Origin of the sequence: Shewanella sp. SM23 (genome assembly GCF_025654295.1) — a bacterium.
Classification (GTDB): Bacteria; Pseudomonadota; Gammaproteobacteria; order Enterobacterales; family Shewanellaceae; genus Shewanella; species Shewanella oncorhynchi.
The window spans coordinates 41,538-61,310 of sequence record NZ_JAKKRM010000012.1; the positions used below are offsets into that span (position 1 = coordinate 41,538).

At 47.0% G+C, this 19,773-nt stretch carries 11 protein-coding genes; 5 read left to right on the forward strand and 6 right to left on the reverse strand.

All coding sequences use genetic code 11. The features are described 5' to 3' along the window. Positions 1 to 114 precede the first annotated feature (114 nt). From L5L98_RS14835 to L5L98_RS14845, 3 genes are all read left to right on the forward strand, one after another. Positions 115 to 1,770, forward strand: a complete 1,656-nt coding sequence (locus tag L5L98_RS14835; RefSeq protein ID WP_263142061.1) for a cation:proton antiporter family protein — start codon at positions 115 to 117, stop codon at positions 1,768 to 1,770. 295 nt (positions 1,771 to 2,065) lie between these two features. Beyond that, positions 2,066 to 3,211, forward strand: a complete 1,146-nt coding sequence (gene galK, locus L5L98_RS14840) for a galactokinase (protein ID WP_263142063.1) — start codon at positions 2,066 to 2,068, stop codon at positions 3,209 to 3,211. Positions 3,212 to 3,401: 190 nt separating this feature from the next. Beyond that, positions 3,402 to 4,436 (forward strand): aldose epimerase family protein, encoded by a 1,035-nt coding sequence (locus L5L98_RS14845; RefSeq protein WP_263142064.1) that lies wholly within the window; start codon positions 3,402 to 3,404, stop codon positions 4,434 to 4,436. 134 nt (positions 4,437 to 4,570) lie between these two features. Here L5L98_RS14845 and L5L98_RS14850 read toward each other — a convergent pair whose 3' ends face one another. Both L5L98_RS14850 and L5L98_RS14855 read right to left on the reverse strand, forming a co-directional pair. Beyond that, a complete protein-coding gene (locus tag L5L98_RS14850) occupies positions 4,571 to 4,975 on the reverse strand; it encodes a hypothetical protein (RefSeq protein ID WP_105251357.1) in 405 nt (134 codons plus the stop codon). Between the two features lie 490 nt (positions 4,976 to 5,465). Next, positions 5,466 to 6,467, reverse strand: coding sequence for an NAD(P)H-quinone oxidoreductase (locus L5L98_RS14855; RefSeq protein ID WP_198573427.1), 1,002 nt, complete (start codon positions 6,465 to 6,467; stop codon positions 5,466 to 5,468). 409 nt (positions 6,468 to 6,876) lie between these two features. Between L5L98_RS14855 and L5L98_RS14860 the strand changes: the two genes are divergently transcribed. Beyond that, positions 6,877 to 9,993, forward strand: a complete 3,117-nt coding sequence (locus L5L98_RS14860; protein WP_263142068.1) for a M9 family metallopeptidase — start codon at positions 6,877 to 6,879, stop codon at positions 9,991 to 9,993. A 138-nt stretch (positions 9,994 to 10,131) separates the two neighbouring features. Here the strand turns inward: L5L98_RS14860 and L5L98_RS14865 are convergent, their stop codons facing one another. The 4 genes from L5L98_RS14865 to L5L98_RS14880 form a co-directional block, all read right to left on the reverse strand. After that, positions 10,132 to 11,952: a sel1 repeat family protein gene (locus tag L5L98_RS14865; RefSeq protein ID WP_317633960.1), complete on the reverse strand. Its 1,821-nt coding sequence runs from the start codon at positions 11,950 to 11,952 to the stop codon at positions 10,132 to 10,134. 199 nt (positions 11,953 to 12,151) lie between these two features. Beyond that, a complete protein-coding gene (locus L5L98_RS14870) occupies positions 12,152 to 15,223 on the reverse strand; it encodes an efflux RND transporter permease subunit (protein ID WP_263142071.1) in 3,072 nt (1,023 codons plus the stop codon). Next, positions 15,223 to 16,437, reverse strand: coding sequence for an efflux RND transporter periplasmic adaptor subunit (locus L5L98_RS14875; protein WP_317629530.1), 1,215 nt, complete (start codon positions 16,435 to 16,437; stop codon positions 15,223 to 15,225). The genes L5L98_RS14870 and L5L98_RS14875 overlap by 1 nt, the downstream gene beginning before the upstream one ends. A gap of 296 nt (positions 16,438 to 16,733) precedes the next feature. Continuing rightward, positions 16,734 to 18,089, reverse strand: a complete 1,356-nt coding sequence (locus tag L5L98_RS14880; protein ID WP_263142074.1) for a leucine-rich repeat-containing protein kinase family protein — start codon at positions 18,087 to 18,089, stop codon at positions 16,734 to 16,736. A 210-nt stretch (positions 18,090 to 18,299) separates the two neighbouring features. Here L5L98_RS14880 and L5L98_RS14885 point away from each other — a divergent pair, with 210 nt between their 5' ends. Further along, the gene (locus L5L98_RS14885) at positions 18,300 to 19,733 is read left to right on the forward strand and encodes a LysM peptidoglycan-binding domain-containing protein (RefSeq protein ID WP_263142075.1); all 1,434 of its coding nucleotides are present in this window, start codon (positions 18,300 to 18,302) and stop codon (positions 19,731 to 19,733) included. Positions 19,734 to 19,773: the final 40 nt, after the last annotated feature.

A 19,773-nucleotide genomic window follows, 5' to 3' on the forward strand; every position in this document is an offset into this window, starting at 1 on the left:
CCGCAACACCAATAAAAAGCGGACTTTTTTCATTAAAAGTCCGCTTTTTTATCCAAGTGTCATAGATTTCTTATACAATCACTTACAATTTTAGACTTTTTAGATTGGAGCATCATGGAACCAGGCATCCTCATTATTACACTCATCTGCGGCATGCTCGTCAGCCGTATAGGACTCCCTCCGCTCATCGGCTACTTAGTGGCAGGCTTTGTACTGTTCATCTTAGGAATAGATAAAGAAAGCCTGCCATTACTGCAAGAACTCGCCAGCCTAGGCGTCACTTTACTGTTGTTCGCCATAGGGTTAAAACTCGATATTCGTAGCCTGTTCAAGGCCGAAGTATGGGCGGGTTCGAGTGTGCACTTAGTGCTCTCGATCGTGATTTTTGTGCCGATTCTGAAACTCTTCGGCTTACTGGGCTTAAGCCAACTCACGAGTCTGAACCTAGAACAACTGACGTTAATTGCCTTCGCATTAAGCTTCTCCAGCACCGTATTTGTGGTCAAAGTGTTAGAAGATAAAGGCGACGTGCAATCCCTCTACGGCCGGGTCGCTATTGGTATCTTGATTATGCAGGATATCTTCGCCGTACTGTTTTTAACCATTTCTAAAGGCGATGTACCTTCGGTATGGGCCTTTGCATTACTCTTACTGCCACTGGCTAAACCGCTCATCTATAAAGCGTTCGACCGTGTCGGCCACGGTGAACTCTTAGTCCTTTTCGGCCTAGTTATGGCACTCGTGGTTGGCGCTTGGTTATTTGAATCTGTTGGTTTAAAACCCGATCTCGGCGCACTGATTATCGGTATCTTGTTGGCGGGCCACAAAAAGTCCTCCGAGCTGGCAAAATCCCTGTTCTATTTTAAAGAACTCTTCCTCGTTGCCTTCTTCTTAACCATAGGACTCAATGGCTTACCTACGGTATCGGATATCGTCCTCGCGGCGCTATTGGTGTTGTTAGTGCCACTCAAAATTCTGCTGTTTGTTTACATTCTTACCCGCTTTAAGCTGCGTTCGCGTACTTCTATGTTGGGCTCATTTAACCTAGGTAACTTCAGTGAATTCGGTTTGATCGTCGCCGCAGTAGCCACCTATAAAGGTTGGTTACCTCCTGAGTGGCTAGTGATCATCGCCGTGGCATTAAGCTTTAGTTTTTTACTCGCCGCGCCACTTAACGCCACCGTCGGTAATATCTACCAGCGATTCCAGCAGCGTTTAATCAAGCTAGAAAAACGCCCGTTACACCCAGAAGATAGACCCATCGCCATTGGCAATCCACGCTTTTTAATCTTAGGCATGGGCCGTATTGGTAGCGGTGCCTATGATGAACTCAGGGAACAATTTGATGGGGAAATTCTCGGTATTGAACACAAGCAAGACTTAGTCGACTTACATAAAACAAAGGGTCGCAATGTAGTGCAAGGTGACGCCTCAGATACCGACTTTTGGGAAAAACTCGACAGAGCACCTAATCTTAAACTGGTACTGCTAGCCATGCCGCACCACGCGGGAAATATGTTTGCAGTTGAGCAACTCAAAAAACTGAATTATCAAGGCAAAATCAGTGCAATTGTGCAGTACAGTGATGATGCCGCGGCGCTTCGAGAATCGGGGGTACACAGTGTGTACAACCTGTACGAAGCCGCAGGTGCCGGTTTTGTGGATCATGTAATTTACGAGCTATTGCAAAACTCGGAGAAAAACACAGTTCAAGCGGAAGATACTGTACAAGTGCCTGATCCTAAACTTAATGCGGAGCCACGTAGTTAAGTGCCTGCTAATGCTGCATTAAATTAAAATCACACCATAACAGGTCGCACAAACGAACAGTAACAGCCTCTGCTAGTTTGTGCGGCATCCAACTAAATGCTGACTAATCTTTACAAATCAATTAACTAGATAAAACACTCAATACGCTATTTTGCATCCTCATCCCAGTATCGATTTACTCATTGCAGCCTATCGCCATTTCAGCAAAAAATCTCAGTTACATCACTGACTCAGTCGTGATATAAATCGATGACGGTAACGAAATTAGCTCAGCTTTTTTGGAATTTTTTACAGCATGTCAAACCCTGCGCAACGCGCCACAAAGTTATTTGTCCAAACCTTTGGCACTAAAGCCGACGATTTATATCAAGCCCCTGGGCGAGTCAATCTGATCGGTGAATACACGGATTACAACGACGGTTTTGTACTCCCGGCAGCCATTAATTTTCATACAGTAATTGCGGTAAAACGCCGTGAAGATACTAAATTTCGAGCCGTCGCCGATGCGTTTCCCGGACAAATTAAAGAGTGGGTTTTCGGCCAAGAAAACGACATGGACCCGCAAGATGGCTGGGTGAATTACCTCAAAGGTTTTACTGCAGCTATGGCGCAAACTGGCTTATTAGCCAAGGGCTTAGACTTAGCCATTGTGGGCGATGTGCCACTTGCTGCAGGTCTTTCATCTTCGGGCGCACTCGTTGTCGCCTTCGGTACAGCCATTAGTGATACCAGCCAACTGCATTTATCCCCAATGGCGGTGGCGCAACTCGCACAGCGCGGCGAGCACAGGTATGTTGAGTCGGCCTGTGGCATCATGGATCAAATGTGCAGCGCCATGGGTGAGCAAGACCATGCACTCCTGATTGACTGCTTAGATCTCGATAGCGAAGCTATTCCCATTCCAGAAAACCTAAGCCTTATCATCATAGATGCCCATATCGAGAAACAACGCTTAGCTGCGACCAATGAGCAACGTCGCACTGAGTGTGCACAAGCGGCAGAGTACTTTGGCTTAGATGCACTGCGTCACCTCGATTTACGCCAACTAGAAAGTGCAAAGGCCGATTTAGATGAAGTGCTATACCGCCGAGCGAAACACGTAGTCACTGAGAACCAAAGAACTCAAAATGCTGCCCGCGCCCTAGAGCAAAATAACATCCAAAAATTCAGTCGTTTAATGGCTGAATCCCATGCTTCACTGCGTGATGATTTTGAAGTCACACTGCCCGAATTTGATACTTTAGTTGAAATTGTTAGCCAAGTGATCGGCGAACGTGGTGGCATCCGCATGACCGACGGCTGCGTGGTCGCCTTAGTCGACCATGAACTGACGGACGCTGTTGTTGCCGCCGTTGAACATGAATTCTTCGAAAAAACCGCCATCGATGCCACAGTGTATTTATGTTCCGCCAGCGCTGGCGCGGGCCGCATCGATAACTAGCCCGAACAGGCAATTTGCTAGAACAAGCACTTAGCCGCACTTAAACCAAAGACAACCGAATAGAGTGACTACGCCGTCGATAACATACGAATTCATCACTGAACTTTATGCTGTTGATGGCAAATGATAGGGTTAACATACTCATTTAACACAATAAGCAGTGAGCATATTCAACACAGAGGGAAGCTAAATGGTACGTTTCAGTGTTTTGGATCCTTGGACAGATCCCCGCGGCGGTGAAATCGAACGGGTTCGGATCGACAATGGCATACTCGCATTAGAAGTCATCAGCTTAGGCGGTATTATCCGCGCTCTGTGGACCCCTGATAAACACGGCGAACGTGCCAATATCGTTTTAGGTTGTGATAGCGCCGAAGATTACTTGACCCAATCGGCTCATTTAGGTGCCATTGCAGGCCGCTTTGCAAATCGCATCGCTAACGGCAAAATGCACTATCAAGGTCATGATTATCAATTAGATGTAAACCAAGCGACTAACTGTTTACACGGCGGCCATGAGGGTTTTAATCGTAAAAACTGGCAACTAGGTCAACTCCCCGATGGTGTGCGTTTGACCTTAATGAGCCCAGATGGCGACATGGGTTTCCCCGGTAATTGCACGGTTCAGCTGGATTACCGCCTCGCAGGCAATAATTTGTACGTAGAAATCTTAGCCTCCGTCGATAAAGCCTGTCCCGTAAGCCTCACCCAGCACAGTTATTTCAACCTCGATGGTTCAGAGACCAATCACGAACATCTGATGCAAATCGATGCCAAGCGCTATCTCACCATGAATGATGTCAGTGTTCCCACTGGGATTGCCGATACAACTGGGTCGATTTTCGATTTAAGTCAACCAATACGCTTAGGTGACAAGCTGCATGCCGCTGAACTCGCAAGCACTCGCGGTTATGATCACTGTTATATGATGAATAACCCCGATGGCTCACTCGCCCGTTTTGGTAGTTTAAGCAGTCCCATCAGCGGTCGTGCTATGACGGTTTATACTAATCAACCGAGTGTGCAGCTGTACTGTGCTAATTTTTTAAATGGCACTGTAGGTCGCAATCAACTGGTATTAAATCAACATAATGCCGTGTGTTTAGAGCCGCAGATGCTGCCAGACTCACCGAACCAAGGCGAGCGCTTTGGTGATGACGTTTGGTTAATGCCAGGCAAGGTTTATCACCACATCAGTCGTTATCAGTTCGATGCCGATGCGTAGCCATTCGCAATAAAAATTGAGAAAACGAGGAAAAGCACGATTTAGCAGAAAGGAATAAATAAAGCGATAAGGAATAAAATAAACACTACTTTATTCCTTACACTCACAGTGTTAGCCCTTAGGCCGACACTGTGTTAATCATCAAAATCATCGCCCCAATCATCGTCAAAATCCACGCCAACGGCATCAGATTCGACTTCTGGTTCAACTTCAGGCTTCGCCTTACGTACAGGCGCAGTTTCCTTCACGTTGTTCAAGTCAATGCGAGCTTGATGTTTACTCATAAATTGAGATCTTGCCGCCTTCCATGCACCACCAAACTTAGCCTCAGCAGCTTTTAACGCAGCCTCATCTAAGTCGTATAGGTTCACTTTGACTATATCTTCCACATACTCAATGATCGCATCGCGATCGGTATTGTATAGGTAGATACGTCCTGGGGAGGCATCGGGCAGCTGGTTGTCATGGACGACAATCGCGTTGCCTTTCGATGTTCTCAGCTCACCATACCAAACCTGTTTCTTTGCTGTGTTATACATATATGCTAATACCCTTAAATCAACACATACACCATGAGTTTTTTAGCCTGAATAAGCGAAGCATCGCTTGCTTTGATCCACGAATAGCGCCTGAAAGTCTCTGACGTTTTCAACTGGGTATTTTTACAGAATATTTCCGATAATCAATGCCTCATACCATGAAATTTTCACTAATTACGTATTAATTTCTGCCAAAGTACCCAAAAAGTTTAATCATTAACGACTTTAGTCTAAAAAATCGACGCGGCAAGTTTTATTCCCAAGAAAAAGCAATCATATCTATGGTGTTTGATGAGTCATCAACGTTAACAATTCGAGGTTGCTGTAAAGTTAACCATCAAGGTTATCCATGAAGATTTAATTACAACGCTACAAACTCATATTTACCGAACAATGACTAAGCCACTATGATGTCAGAATGTCTTCTAGATTGACTCGAATGGCAGCGACTTAAAGCAAATATGTCGCTGCAAAATCCAGTATGCCTAGCTCAAATGACAGTCAGTATTACTTTGCCCCTGTGCTCACCCGACTCCATCAAAGCATGGGCTTTAGCGGCCTGTGCTAATGGAAAGGTTGCAAAAATATTGGGGACAATTTTATGGGCGTTTAACAACGGCCAAACTTTCTCAAATAATTCAGCGGCAATTGCTGCTTTGGCCTCCACGCTCTGCGGTCTTAGGGTCGACCCTGTCCACATGATACGTTTTGCCATCAGGCGGAAAATCTCGACCTCGGCTTTAGGCCCCCGTTGCATAGCTACCGACACCATACGCCCGTCCATCGCTAAGGCTTGTAAGTCGAGATTGATAAAATCACCACCCGCGATATCAAATACCACGTTTACGCCCTTATCTTGAGTGAGTGCCATCACAGGTTCAACAAAGTTTTGAGTACGATAGTTGATGACTTCAGCGGCGCCAAGGCTCAAGCAATAATCGCGCTTCTCATCCTGTCCCGTCGTCGCTATCACTTTTGAACCCAGCGCACTGGCCAACTGAATAGCCGTACTACCAATGCCACCTGAGCCACCGTGGATCAGTACCGTCTCGCCCGCTTTGAGTCCCGCACGCATGAACAGGTTGCCCCATACGGTGAAGAAGGTTTCTGGCAGCGCAGCTGCCTGCACATAACTAAAGCCCGTTGGAATAGGCAAACAATGGGCAGCATAGGTGAGCACATACTCGCCATAACCGCCGCCCGGCACTAAGGCGCATACCTTATCGCCAACTTGCCATTGGCTCACGCCGTCACCGAGGGCACAAATATCCCCAGCAACCTCAAGACCAATAATCGGTGATGCTCCCGGTGGCGGTGGATACGCACCCACTCTTTGTTTAACATCGGGGCCATTCACTCCTGCTGCATGTACGCGGATCAACACTTGCCCCGCCGCAGGGACAGGCAAAGGCGAGCGCGATAGCCGCATCACCTCGGGCGCCCCAGGTTGCTCAACATGAATATGGGTGTACTCGCTTGGTAAAGCTGACATAAAAGCTCCTGTGAGAATGGCACCAACCTAATAGCAGATTGCTATGCTTAAACGGTTCGTTTGCTAAACCTTAATGCGGCTAAGCTAGCGCAATTTCAAGCCAAATAGCCACAGTTATTCCATTCTATATTCCATCGCACTAAATCAAGCGGCTGACGTTAACCATTTGAACTGAAAGCTGAACCTAAGCTGAACAGAAAAGATGTATCAAAAAAATATTATGACAAATACTAGATATATTAAAAACTTACAGCCATTATTCTGAGGCATTATTTGCTGGCTGCGATGTTTGTCGCGCTATTGTTATCACGCAAATAATCCAATGAGGTTTGATGCAAGTCTGTGTTAAATGCATCAAATAACGCCCAAGGAAGATCTGCTTTGCAGACTAGATAACTACGGATACACAATGAAAAACACACTACTCTTCGCAGCAATTAGCTTAGCGATTGCAACTCCCGTTCTTGCCCATAACACTCATGCAAGCCCCCCATTAGGCAACAACACACCAAACAGTTCACCAGCTCAACCCGTCCCGCCGCCGCCCTCTGCACCGATTAGCTTAATTGAATCACATAGACCGCTACTGCGGGAGACGCCATTGATGGCATCCCCCAATGATCCGACGATGACAGAGCAGCCTAAGATTCATTCACGCCAAAAACGTCTGATAGAGGTCTCGGAGCAACCCCCACTTAAGTTGCAAAATCGTAGCGCCGCGATGCAGAGCAATGACTGCAGTGACTTTGTCGGTAAATCGGGCCAAGCCCTAGTGGATCAATTGAGCCAATCGACACCCGAGTGCGTCGGTAAGCTCTATAGCCTCAAAGGCAGTAGCGCCACCGCGCTATTTAGCGAGGCCAATGTGATCAGTGTCGCCAACGCCATTGCCACTAAAGCCAAGGACTACACTGGGGTCGATGTTCAGCATCTTGAATCGCATATTTATTTTGTCCGCGCCGCCCTCTATGTGCAGTTTTACAGCCCAAATGATGTGCCCGCTTACAGCAACGCCGCTAAGGCCAGCTTAAAATCGGCCCTCAACGCTTTATTTGCGAACGCTGCGATTTGGACTGTCTCCGATGACAATGCTGGCGTGTTGAAAGAAGCCTTAATCTTGATTGACTCTGCCGAGCTCGGCGCCGATTTTAATCATGTCACCATAAAAGTGCTAACGGACTACGACGCTAACTGGCAAGCCAGTTTCGCCATGAACGCCGCAGCAAACTCAGTGTTTACCACCTTATTCCGTGCCCAATGGAATGATGACATGCAGGCGCTGTTCGCGCGTGACCAAGGTATTTTAGATGCGCTAAATAACTTCCAACTCGAACATCGCGACTTGTTAGGCACCAATGCAGAGTACCTTTTGGTCAACTCAGTTAAAGAGTTATCTAGGCTGTATTACATTGATGCCATGCGCCCACGAGTGACCCAGCTGGTCAAAAACATCCTCAACAGCACCAGTAAAACCGAACCGAGCAAAGTACTTTGGTACGCGGCGGCAGAAATGGCCGACTATTACGATCGCAGCCATTGTAACGATTACAATATCTGTGGTTTTAAGGCGCAGTTAGAAGCCGATGCTTTACCTTTTAATTGGAAATGCTCCGACAGCCTCAAGATCCGCGCCCAAGATCTCTATCAAGATCAAGCCAAATGGGCCTGTGATGTGCTGACCAGCCAAGAAAGTTATTTCCACAGTAAACTCGAAACGGGCATGCAACCCGTGGGGCAGGATAACAACGATGATTTAGAGCTAGTGATATTTGGCAGCTCGTCTGAGTATAAATCCTTAGCCAACAGTATCTTTGGTATCAATACCGACAACGGCGGCATGTACCTTGAAGGCTCGCCCGCCGGACTCAAAAATCAGGCGCGTTTTATCGCCTATGAAGCCGAATGGCGCACGCCGGATTTCCATGTCTGGAACCTGCAACACGAATATGTGCACTACCTAGACGGGCGCTATAACCTGTTTGGTGACTTTAGTCGCGGCACGTCGGCCAATACCATTTGGTGGATTGAAGGCCTAGCGGAATACATTTCTTACCGTGACGCCAATACCGCGGCCATTGCCATGGGCGAAACCGGTGAGTTTATGTTGTCGACCATATTCAAAAACAACTATGAATCTGGCCAAGACCGCATCTATCGCTGGGGTTATCTGGCGGTGCGTTTCATGTTTGAACACCACAGGAACGATGTGAGACAGATTCTAGCCTACCTACGCAACGATCAATATGCAGAATATCAAGCCTTTATGGATAATATCGGCACACGTTACGATAACGAATGGCAGGGTTGGCTCGCCAGTGGTTTAAGCACTGCTGACGATGGCATAGTCGATAAGGGCCCGAGTGATGTCGACGCTGAATCCAGTGGCCGCGAAGGCAACTGGACAGGACCAGCGGGCACTATCAGTAAGGATTACTCACCTTGCCAAGTGACTAATGAAGCCTACCGTTACACTGAATCGGCCAGCCTGAAAATTGATGTGCCGATGGAATGTATCGATTCAAAACTCGGCCGCGCCAGTTTCAGCTTCACCAATACCGATCGCACAGCCCAAGAGCTTTGGATCAAAATTGGCGGTGGTTGGGGGGATGCCGACATTTATTTCGATTCTAGAGGCTGGGCAAGCCCTGAGCAAAACCAAGGGGCTGGTATCGGTAATGGTAATTATCAAGTGATTAAGGTGCAGTTAAACCCTAACGAGTATTGGCACTACATTACCTTATCGGGGGACTTTGGCGGTGTCGATATGCAAGTCAGCACCACTGAGCTATTTGCTGATATCGACCCCGATCTGGGGGATGGCGGCGTGGATCCTGAGCCACCAGCCAATTGCGGCGCAGTGACCTTAGATTACGGTAAGCTCACCCTAGGCAAAAATGAGTGCATCAGTGGCGGGCGTAACAGCTTCTACTTCTGGGTTGAGGAAGATAATACCCAGTTCACTGTCACCACTAAGGGCGGCGCTGGGGATGCCAATATTTACTTCAATGCCAGTCAGTGGGCCGACGCAGATAATGCCGATGCAAAGAGCGCTCAAGCAGGAAATCAAGAATCGCTTAACTTCAGCGCCAATCGTGGCTGGCGTTATATCACGATTGATACTGCCACTGAGTTTAGCGGCGTAACACTGACCTTAAGCACAGGCACGAGTAATCCCCCCGATCCAGTGCTGATTGCCAATGCCTGCGCGACGCAATCACCTTTAAGTTATGGTGAGCTCAGTGCTGGCAAAGCCATTTGCACCGCCGATGGGCGCAACGATTATTACCTTTGGGTACCAGAGGGAACGAATCAGCTAAGCATCAACTCCGCCCACGGCAGTGGTGATGTTAGCCTGTTTTCGGGGACGACTTGGGCCAATGCTCAACACTTCGATGCAGCGTCTGTCACTCCTGCTAACACTCAAGAAAGTATCACAGTCGATGCACCAAACGTGGGGTGGTATTACATCACAATGCAGAGTGAACCCCAGAGTTCGGGTGTCGCACTGCAGGTTGATTTACGCTAGTTGGCTGTCGTTGTTTAAGCCAGAACGTTTAAATCAGCTCATTTAGATTAAGCAACTGAATAAATAGCAAAATCCCTGCCATGGCAGGGATTTTTATTGGCTAAATGCTAACGAATACTCTTTTATATAAACATGACGTTATAAGCGCATCTCTTCAAGCACTTGCACTCTGTCCTTAGCCCTTGCTTCATAGTCATTTGAAAATCGCTCTGCAATTTCAAGGCTCTGCTGATAAAGCGTTAACGCTGTTTTCGCATCGGCCGGTCCACCCTCGCCTTTATCTAACAGAGTTGCGAACTGGAAGTAAGCATTGCCTAGAATATCCGCCTGCAAGCCTTGTTTGGCACCCAAGGTTGTCACTTTTTCTAACCAGTATCGCGCGTTAACCGTATCTCGATAGGGTTCCAATAACAGGATATTGGCAAGTTCAGCGGCGGCGTAAAGATCTCGCTCGGCGGCAATGTTCCAAAACTCTTCGCTCTGCTCAAAATCCTCTTTAAAGTAATAATAGGTTTCGGCAGCATCTCGCGCTAAATCAGGTTGAGCTTTAACGCTTTGGCGATAATTTTCCAATGCCGTTGTAGCATTAAAATAGGGCGAGCAAGATAACACTTGATAAAACGCCATCAGACTTCTTGCCTCAGGCAACCCTTGCTCAACTAGCTGATTTAACTGCTGCCATGCTTGCATTTCACGGACCTTATCCGCACCTGTATTAACCAAGCCACGCTCGATAACCGATAAAGGTAAACGGATTAACTCAAGCTTTGCCGCGTTATCACCAAAGCTTGCGGCGCGTTCCAGCCAATAGATCTTTTCATCGGCACGCCCCGCGTAACCCGCTTGATCTCGCATCCAATGCAGCGCCTCAATATCGCCAGCTTCAGCGGCTTCACGGTAATATTTCTGTGCCTTAATTTTATCCTTGGGTAAGGCGTGCCCAAGCTCATAGATACGTGCCAAGAAGCGCTTATCTTCGGCCTTGGCACTCTGAGCTAACGTCTTGATTTGAGATTCAGGTTTACCATAGGCATACAATTTCACATCACCGTTAGCATAAGTATATTGAGTACCATCGGGATAATTCACCTCAACCGTATCAGGCTGATACCAAACATTGACCTCATACTGTTCGGCAATCTGTGGATTAAAATTCACCCGCATCACAGCCTCATCACCGCGACGAACCGCTTGAGTATAAGGACTAGCCCATAGGCTAGAAATTTGCTGCAAACTACTTTTCAGCCTAGCCTCGAAGGGTTTGTCTTCCTTAGGAGAATGAATAAATACTGGATAGTAAACTGGCGCTAAAGATAAAGGCGTAGTCGCAAGCAACGAATTATCCGCCTCGCTACCCGCATGAATAGGATCGATATTAAGTTCATGACTTAAATAAAAATCATCGTGGGGTGACACTTGAGTCGGCAACGTCGTTTGGCTAGCAACTTGTGCCGCATCCACAACAGAAGTGCGCTGCAACTTAGCAAGGTATTGTTGTTTAAGTGCTTTAGCCCTTTGCCACAACGGATGGTTCGGCAGTATTGTCACATCGAGCATTAAATCCTCAAGCCGCCACTGACAATCGCCGCCACCGTTCAAAGCTAAGGGCAGCGAAAACTCACTCGCTTTGCTACCACTGCTAATCACTTGCCGCAGCACTGAGGTTTCTTCGAATGTCGCGCGGTAGGGATTAGCAATATCACCACTGGGAAAACGGATTTCCTTTCGGGTACAAACAGATGAAACGTAATAACCGACAAGTTCTAATTGCGTATTAGCAGGTAATACACCAACAAACTCGAAACGCGGACTATCTACAGGTGCAGTCACTTGATCGACGGGCAACTCACTACGAAATAAGGAATCCCAAAAAGAGGCCATGGCGGGAGAGGCAAACATCAATCCAGCCGAGCAAGCCAAATATAAAAAAGCCCTATGAAGGCAATGTAACAAACTCATAATGCCAGCTCTCCGTCGCTGATGAGGCAAATCCACTCGCACTTAAACACTCGCTTAAATACAACAAAGATCATTAAGTTATCGACAAAAAATTAAGCCAACGCGTTTAGCCGTTGGCTTAAATCATAACGTATTTACAGGCAAGTTGAACCCATGCCTCTCAGTCTAAGCTCGATAAACCCAGCGCATAAAACTCAACTTAAGCACTTCGCAGTCTAGCAAGCACATCCCTGGCCTTCAATTCAGCCATAGCGACATAGGCCACAGGCACTACAAATAACGAGAAGAAAGTGCCCGCTAACAGACCTCCGACTAAGACTAAACCTATGTTAGCTAATCCTAACGAGCCCGGTCCCGATGCCAAGGCTAAAGGAATCGCACTTAAAATCATGGTTAAAGACGTCATTAGAATCGGTCTTAAACGAGATTTGGCACTGCTTCGCGCCGCCTCAATCGCACTCAAACCTTGGTCTTGTTGCTTATTGGCAAACTCCACCAGCAAGATACCGTGCTTAGTCACTAGCCCCACTAAGGTTAATAAACCAATCTGCGAATAGATATTCACACTCTGGCCAAACAAGGCTAAGGTCAATAACGCACCGACAATACACAAGGGCACTGTCAGTAAGATAATTAAGGGATCGACAAAACTTTCGAACTGCGCAGCCAAAATCAAATAGATAAACACCAATGCCAGCAAGAATAGCGACTGAGTGCCCGCCTGCGAATCCATAAGATCCTTTACCACGCCATTGTATTTAAAGCCTTGGGCATCATTAAGCAATGTCGGTAATTGTTCATCTAAGTAGGTTTTGATTTCATCAGTTGAATAGCCGGGCATAATATCTGCCGTCAATTCAGCGCTATCAAGACCCATAAACGTCTTAATGTTAGATTCCGCCGTGGTCTGTTTAATCGACACAAATTGCGACAATGGCAGTGCTTGCCCAGATTCTGAAGTGACATACAGCTTATTCAACACTTTAAAATCACTCAGTTTGTCTAAGTTTACTTGCACTTGAATAGGATAAGTAAAACCATCGGTAGCATGTAAGTCCGCCGCCTTCACTGAGCCAAGGAAGGTAGAAAGCGCATTAGTGACATCACCATAACTCACACCTGAGAGGATAATGGCGTTGCGATCGATAGACAGATCGTAGCGTAGTTGATCCCTAAGCACTGAGTTACCCACGTTATTCAGGCCAGGATAATCCTCGAGTAACTTTTGCACTTTGGCGGCGGTTTTGCTGAGTTCGTCCTTATTCCGATCTAAGGTCGTCAGCTCTAAACGCAAATTATTGGCAATATTGAGATTATTCGCTGAGCGAATGCTAAACGACATGTTATAGGCAGAAACGTTTTCCTTTGATGTTGTAATCAAATCGCTGATCACATCATCTATACCCTCACTGCGCTCACCCCAAGGTTTGAGTAGCACATGGTTCACTGGCTCTCCCTCGATATAGGACAAGTTAGCCCCTACCGCAGGATGCTCGTCCATCACACCATTAAGCTCAGCATTGTGATTGAGATGATACTGCCGACCGACACCGGTAGGGCCATTAGACGCCACATCGATAAAGCCAGAGTCCTCCGCAGGCAAGAGTATTTTGGGTAATTGCCAGTAAGCAATACCCGCAAGACCCACCAAAACCACAGCCGCGCCAAACATCAAACGCTTGCGGACAAACCACTTATTCAGCTCATTGATATACAAATGATTTAACTGCTGCAGCGCATTCTCGACTCGACTAAACCATTTAGGGTGTTGCTCAGTAGTATTGATAAGATAGGCACTCATCATAGGCGACAAAGTCAACGCCACCACGCCAGAGATCATCACGGCCGCTGCTAAGGTAAAGGAGAATTGCCGAAACAGATCGGCGGTTAAGCCCGACATTAATCCGATCGGCAGATACACGGCGGCGAGCGTTAACGTCATCGCAATGATAGGGAAAATGATCTCCTGACAGCCTTTAATCGCCGCATTGAAAGGCGTTTCACCGTTTTCAATATGGCGATAGCAGTTCTCGACCACCACAATGGCATCGTCCACCACCAGGCCAATGGCCAAAATAATCGCCAGAATAGTCAACACATTGATACTAAATCCGAGCGCCGACATCACAGCAAACACCCCAATCACGCACACGGGAATGGTAATAATGGGGATCGATGCCGCCCGCAGGCTACCCAAAAATAACACCACAATCAGCGAAACTAAGATCACTGCTTCAATCAACGCAGAAAACCCTTCGTCGATGGAGGCTTCAATAAAATCAGCTTGGTTGTAGGCCAAGTTCATTTCTAAGCCTTGGGGTAAATGTTTTTGCATGCGTGCAATTTCGGCTTTAATGTTCGAAGCCACTGTCACTGGGTTAGCGTTGCTCAGCGGTAAAATCTGCAATGACATTGCACTATGTCCACCGATAGACAACATACTCGGCGACAGACTTTCCTCGCCCATCACCACATCGGCGACATCGGACACGCGGATGATCTTACCCTCGCTGACCTTAATCACCAGATCCTTCACGTCTTCAAGCGTTTCAACTTGATTCAAAGGGTTAATCGAGAAATCCCGCGACTTACCTTTGATCGCGCCCGAGGTAAAACTGGCATTGTAGGAGCCTAACGTGCCCACCACATCGGCAGCTTTAATATTCAGCGCCTTCATTTGTTCAGGATTGAGCCAGACTCTGACCGCCTTTTGTGAGCCACCATAGGGCCCCCAAACGGCACCAACGCCTTGAACTTGTTTGAGTTGCGGTACTAACTGCTGGCTAATGTAGTCGTACATAGCCTGCTTTTCCATGCCACCCGCGTTCACAAAGGTGATGATATTACTGGCCGAATCCGTGGCCGAGGTATCGTCGGTAACTGTGGGCTTATCTATCATGCTCTGGGGGAAATCGTTAATCCCTTCGACGCTGCTACGCAACTTGTTCATTAAGTTGGTGTATTCAATATCGCTGGTGTCATCATTGAATTTAATCGTTAATGAGCAACGCCCCTCGCTACAATCGGTCGACATGGTATCGACTTTATCTATGCCCGAAGCCGCAGCAATCAACTTATCGGCCACGTTGCTCGACATAAAATCGGCGCTCGCCCCTGCAATCGACGCATTCACAGATGCCGAGTGGGTGGTATGCTCAGGGAAGTATTGGATATCGAGTTTTTGAAAGGCAATCAAGCCCAGTAACACAGCCATAATACTGAGTACGGAGGCGAAGATAGGATGACGAATACAGACTTCGGGTAAACGCATTATTCAGCCACCTCAATATTTGGAGTTGAGCCTGAATCAGCACCTTTGTCAGCGCTTGATGTTGCCGCTTTATCTGCAGTGTTTCTATCCTGCACGACTTTGATCTTGCTATCGGACTTGAGGTTTTGCATACCCGTTTTAACGACTAAATCGCCTTCGGCTAAACCTTCAGTCACGACGGCATAACCGTCATTCGTATTTTGAGCGAGTTTAACCACTTGCTTTACTACGCTATCGCCCTGCACTAGCCAGACAAAACGTTCATCGTTATTGGCAATAATCGAATTTTGCGGCACTAATAGACGTTTAATCCCTAGACTATAGAACTGCTTGATGTTGGCGAACATGCCAGGAGCAAGCTTAAACTCAGGGTTTTCAAGGGCGGCATGCACTTCAACCCGTCCTGAGCTTTCATCTACCGCAGGGGCAACATAGTTAACTAACCCTTTGAATACCTTATTACCATAGGCCTCAACAGTCACATTCACCTTTTGGCCCTTTTGCGCCTTGCCTAAATCCTTCTGACTAATGGCATAACGCACTTCGACCGGATTTAAACTATAGAGGGTGACTAAGGCCGTACCAGCACCAATTTGACTGCCGATAGACTGACTAAAGCTGGTCAACTGACCATCAAAGGGAGCCTTGATCAGGTAATCGTTCATGGTTGCTTGTTTCTGGCGAAAATCCGCATCGGCCAGATTCACATTTTCCCGTAGCTCATCCACATCTTGCTTAGCAAGCGCAAAGGGTTCTTTAATCAGTAAATCTTCGATACGCTCCAGCTTAGTTTTAGCCAGTGCTAAGGTGCTCTTGGCTTTGTCTAAATCAGCCTTGGCTTTAATGTTGTCCTGCTCGGCAATCACTTGGCCTTTAGTCACTTTGTCGCCGTTACTAAAATGAATCGCGCTAATTTTTTCGCTAGCATTAAAGTTCAGTGTGGCTGAATCGATAGCGTTGATTTTACCGACTTCATTCACTACATCGGCAAAGGACGTTTCTTTAACGGCCTCGACCGTCACAGGGATAATGTCAACCTTGTCCGCCGACATCACGGCCATAGGGGCTAAAGCGAAAACACTCGCCAGTAGAAACGGCAAAGGCGCGAATAAGGGCGCCTTTGGGAGATGATGGGGATGGCTTTTTAATGACATATCGCATGCACTGCGTGCTCGTTCAGTTACTCTTTGTATAAACAGCGTTCGTGTAAACATAGTATGCAAACCTATCGTTCTTACTATTCAACGGACATCCTATCCGACAACAGCAAACCGGATTGAACCCAAAACTAATACCAAGTCCCCCCAAAGTGCCTGTTTCAGCAATTTGAGGTTATTTGGGTATACAGCCTATAGGCTTAATCCCAGTCAGTGCCAGTAAAAACTCGGTTACACAACCAAACAAAACAATAACTTAACGATAAACTTAATAGTGAGCACTTAAATCACACAAACAACCATAAAATACAGCAAACTTGAAACAAGTGTAGAGCCAGCCTATTAGCAAGCCACTATTTACCTTTTAATAGGGCTCCGATGGCCTTTTTCACGTCTGCAAAACAGGGGCGCTGAGCCACATCTAACTGCATGCACTCGTCTTTAATCGCACTCAACTGTGTGTAGTACAGAGGGCCAATCGAGGCACTCACATAGGCCGATGCATCCACATAGGCCAACAGATCTTCAATCAAGCAACCGAGCGCCCGCACTTCAATAGCTTCTATCGCTAAGCGTTCTGCTGTCGATAGATTGCGTAAGTTTGATGCCGCACCAAAATCCCCAAACAATAAGCTCATCTGTTGATTAACCATAATATTATGGGCGTAGACATCACCATGGCTTACTTGTTTAGCATGCATGTGCGCCATCGCATCGGCCAACTGGTGTGTGATTTTGGCGACTTCATCAAGGCGAAATTCGCTACCGTCTTTAAAGGTATCGCGAGTGCAGGTGACAAGACTTGGTGGTAACCCTAAGTTACTAAACCCTGGTGGAATAAGTTCCATCACTAAACCCAATTGATCTTTTTGGCTAATGTGCGCCACGACCTTAATAAGGCAGGGATGATCACCCGTTGTGAGACAGCAATCTAACTCGTCAGCAGGATAACCATCGCTCGTCACTTCACCCTTAAAGAGTTTTACCGCAATCTGCGCCGCCCCCGTCGCGGCTATCATGGCTTGATTCAACCAATCGCCTCGATAAATGACCCCAGAAGCCCCTTCGCCAAGCTTCTCTGCCAACTTGATATCACCCAGAGTCACATTCGCCACTGTGGCCACATCGGCGTGGGGATCGACTAAGGTATGGCTGAATGGATTTCCCGCAAAGGCAAGCCAAGTCAGTTTGGGCAAACTGAGTAACCAAGCTGGCAGTGCGTGGAGTTGATTGGCCGATAAACGCACTAACTCTAAGTTGCGGCAATTAGCCATGGACTCGGGCAAGGTTGTTAAACGGTTACCCGCTAAAGCTAATTTTTGCAGACGATGTAAATCGCCCATGGCCGCAGGCAACGTCTCAATGAGGTTATCGGTTAGGATGAGCCAGCGGGTTTTCAGCGGTAATGCCGCAGCAGTCACTGTTTTGATTTGATTGGCCTTAAAGCCAATCATCTCTAAATTTGTGCAGCGCCCTAATGCCTCAGGCAACTGTTCAAAGCGATTATTCGAGGCGAAAATTATCTTTAAATGCGATAAGCGGTGTAAATCCTCGGGCAAAGTGCTCAGTTGATTATTCGATAAATCGAGGATTTCGAGGGTATCGGCTAAATCAAAAATCTCCCGCGGGAACTCGGTTAAATCCTCAACCAATTGTAAACGTGTGATCCCTTGTAACTGCCCTGCCCTTAACTGCGCTAACGTCTGCACTTTGCTACCCAAGTTAATGAAAAATCGCGGCTATGGTAGCGTATAAATCGACAAAGCTAAACGCAGGATCTGCAATCAAAGGGCGGCACAATCGGCCTTAAGACAACTTTGATACAATAGGTAAAACTTGGGGGAGCTATCCAGAAACTCGAAAACAGATTAGCATGTGCACCAATATGGAATGCCCAGTCAACTCATCACAGGACAATCATGCGGACACATTTTCGCCAAACGCACTCTTTTACAGTGCTTATGCTTGCCATGCTAATGGCCCTACTGAGCGGTTGCGCTACAACATCAGCAAGCCCATCAACCACTGAATTCAATGCCACAGCAAGTGATGTCAGTAACGATAACGACCACTCGCCACAACAGCATCAAACACCACCCGCAGTGATTGAGCAGTACAGCGACGTGTGGGAAAAGATCCAACACGCCAATACCATTGACGTCCATGATGATGCCGAAGTACGTAAACAGCGTAACTTTTTCGATGATAAACAAAAATTTATGAACCAAGTCGGCGATCGCGCCGAGCCATTCTTGTATTACATAGTCAGCCAGCTCGAAGCGCGTAACATGCCATTAGAATTGGCGTTATTGCCCATAGTCGAAAGTGGCTATAACCCTTTAGCACAAGCAAACGGCCCCGCAGGACTGTGGCAAATGATCCCTGCTACTGGACGTAATTTTGGCTTAACGGTGAATTCTGCCTACGATGGCCGTAAAGATGCGCTGGCCTCAACCGATGCAGTGCTCGACTATCTACAGCACCTATACGACACCTTAGACAAAGACTGGATCAACGCCGTCGCCGCCTACAATACCGGTGAGCTAGTGATCAAAGCCGCCATTGATAAAAACAAAGCCAAGGGCAAACCTACGGACTTTTGGTCACTGGGTATCCCTGCTAAGCGAGTACAAACAGTTCCTAAGTGGCTGGCATTTATTCAGATTATTCGAAATCCCAACCACTACGGTTTAAAAGTCCCCCCTATTGCTAACCGCCCTTTCTTGGAAAGAGTGCCAGCACCTAATGGCGTAGATATTGGCCAGATTGCTAATGCAGCAGGGCTCAGCAAAGCAGAATTTAAAACCTATAACCCAGGCTTTCGCCAAGGTGTAATCCCCAGCAAAGGCAAATATCAAATCGCCTTACCACTGGAAAACATAGGTCATTATCAGGAAAATCAAGACAAGCTCTACGCTCAAAAACGCTATGACAGCCAAAGCTATATCGTCAAATCTGGTGACAGCCTAGGCACAATCGCAGCCAAGTTTGATATGTCAGTGAAAGCATTAAAACAGGCCAACAATCTGACATCTGACCGCCTAAAAATCGGCCAAGAGCTCACACTGTTAACGCCAATGGCGGGCAATGATAATGAGCCTGAACCCACTAAAACCAAGGCGAAGACAGATAAAAAAGTGAGCAATAAGTCGTCGACCAAAGCTAAAGCGACTACCTCAACATCGGCCGATAAACCTGCAGTAAAAGCGACTACTTACAAGGTGAAATCTGGTGATTCGCTGGATAAAATCGCCCGTAAGAATAAGGTTAAACTGGCTGACTTAATGAAGTGGAACCAGCTCAATGGCAAAAGCATTATTAAGCCAGGCCAAGAACTGAAAATTTCCGAATAACGATTGTAGTTTGAACGGCAAAAAGCCCAACAAAGCGCGG

Bases quoted from the DNA above. Each gene is read 5' to 3' on its own strand.
- L5L98_RS14860 (WP_263142068.1), top strand. From the start codon at position 6,877: ATGAAAAACACACTACTCTTCGCAGCAATTAGCTTAGCGATTGCAACT.
- L5L98_RS14850 (WP_105251357.1), bottom strand. From the start codon at position 4,975: ATGTATAACACAGCAAAGAAACAGGTTTGGTATGGTGAGCTGAGAACA.
- L5L98_RS14835 (WP_263142061.1), top strand. From the start codon at position 115: ATGGAACCAGGCATCCTCATTATTACACTCATCTGCGGCATGCTCGTC.
- L5L98_RS14845 (WP_263142064.1), top strand. From the start codon at position 3,402: ATGGTACGTTTCAGTGTTTTGGATCCTTGGACAGATCCCCGCGGCGGT.
- galK (WP_263142063.1), top strand. From the start codon at position 2,066: ATGTCAAACCCTGCGCAACGCGCCACAAAGTTATTTGTCCAAACCTTT.
- L5L98_RS14875 (WP_317629530.1), bottom strand. From the start codon at position 16,437: ATGTTTACACGAACGCTGTTTATACAAAGAGTAACTGAACGAGCACGC.
- L5L98_RS14865 (WP_317633960.1), bottom strand. From the start codon at position 11,952: ATGAGTTTGTTACATTGCCTTCATAGGGCTTTTTTATATTTGGCTTGC.
- L5L98_RS14870 (WP_263142071.1), bottom strand. From the start codon at position 15,223: ATGCGTTTACCCGAAGTCTGTATTCGTCATCCTATCTTCGCCTCCGTA.
- L5L98_RS14855 (WP_198573427.1), bottom strand. From the start codon at position 6,467: ATGTCAGCTTTACCAAGCGAGTACACCCATATTCATGTTGAGCAACCT.
- L5L98_RS14885 (WP_263142075.1), top strand. From the start codon at position 18,300: ATGCGGACACATTTTCGCCAAACGCACTCTTTTACAGTGCTTATGCTT.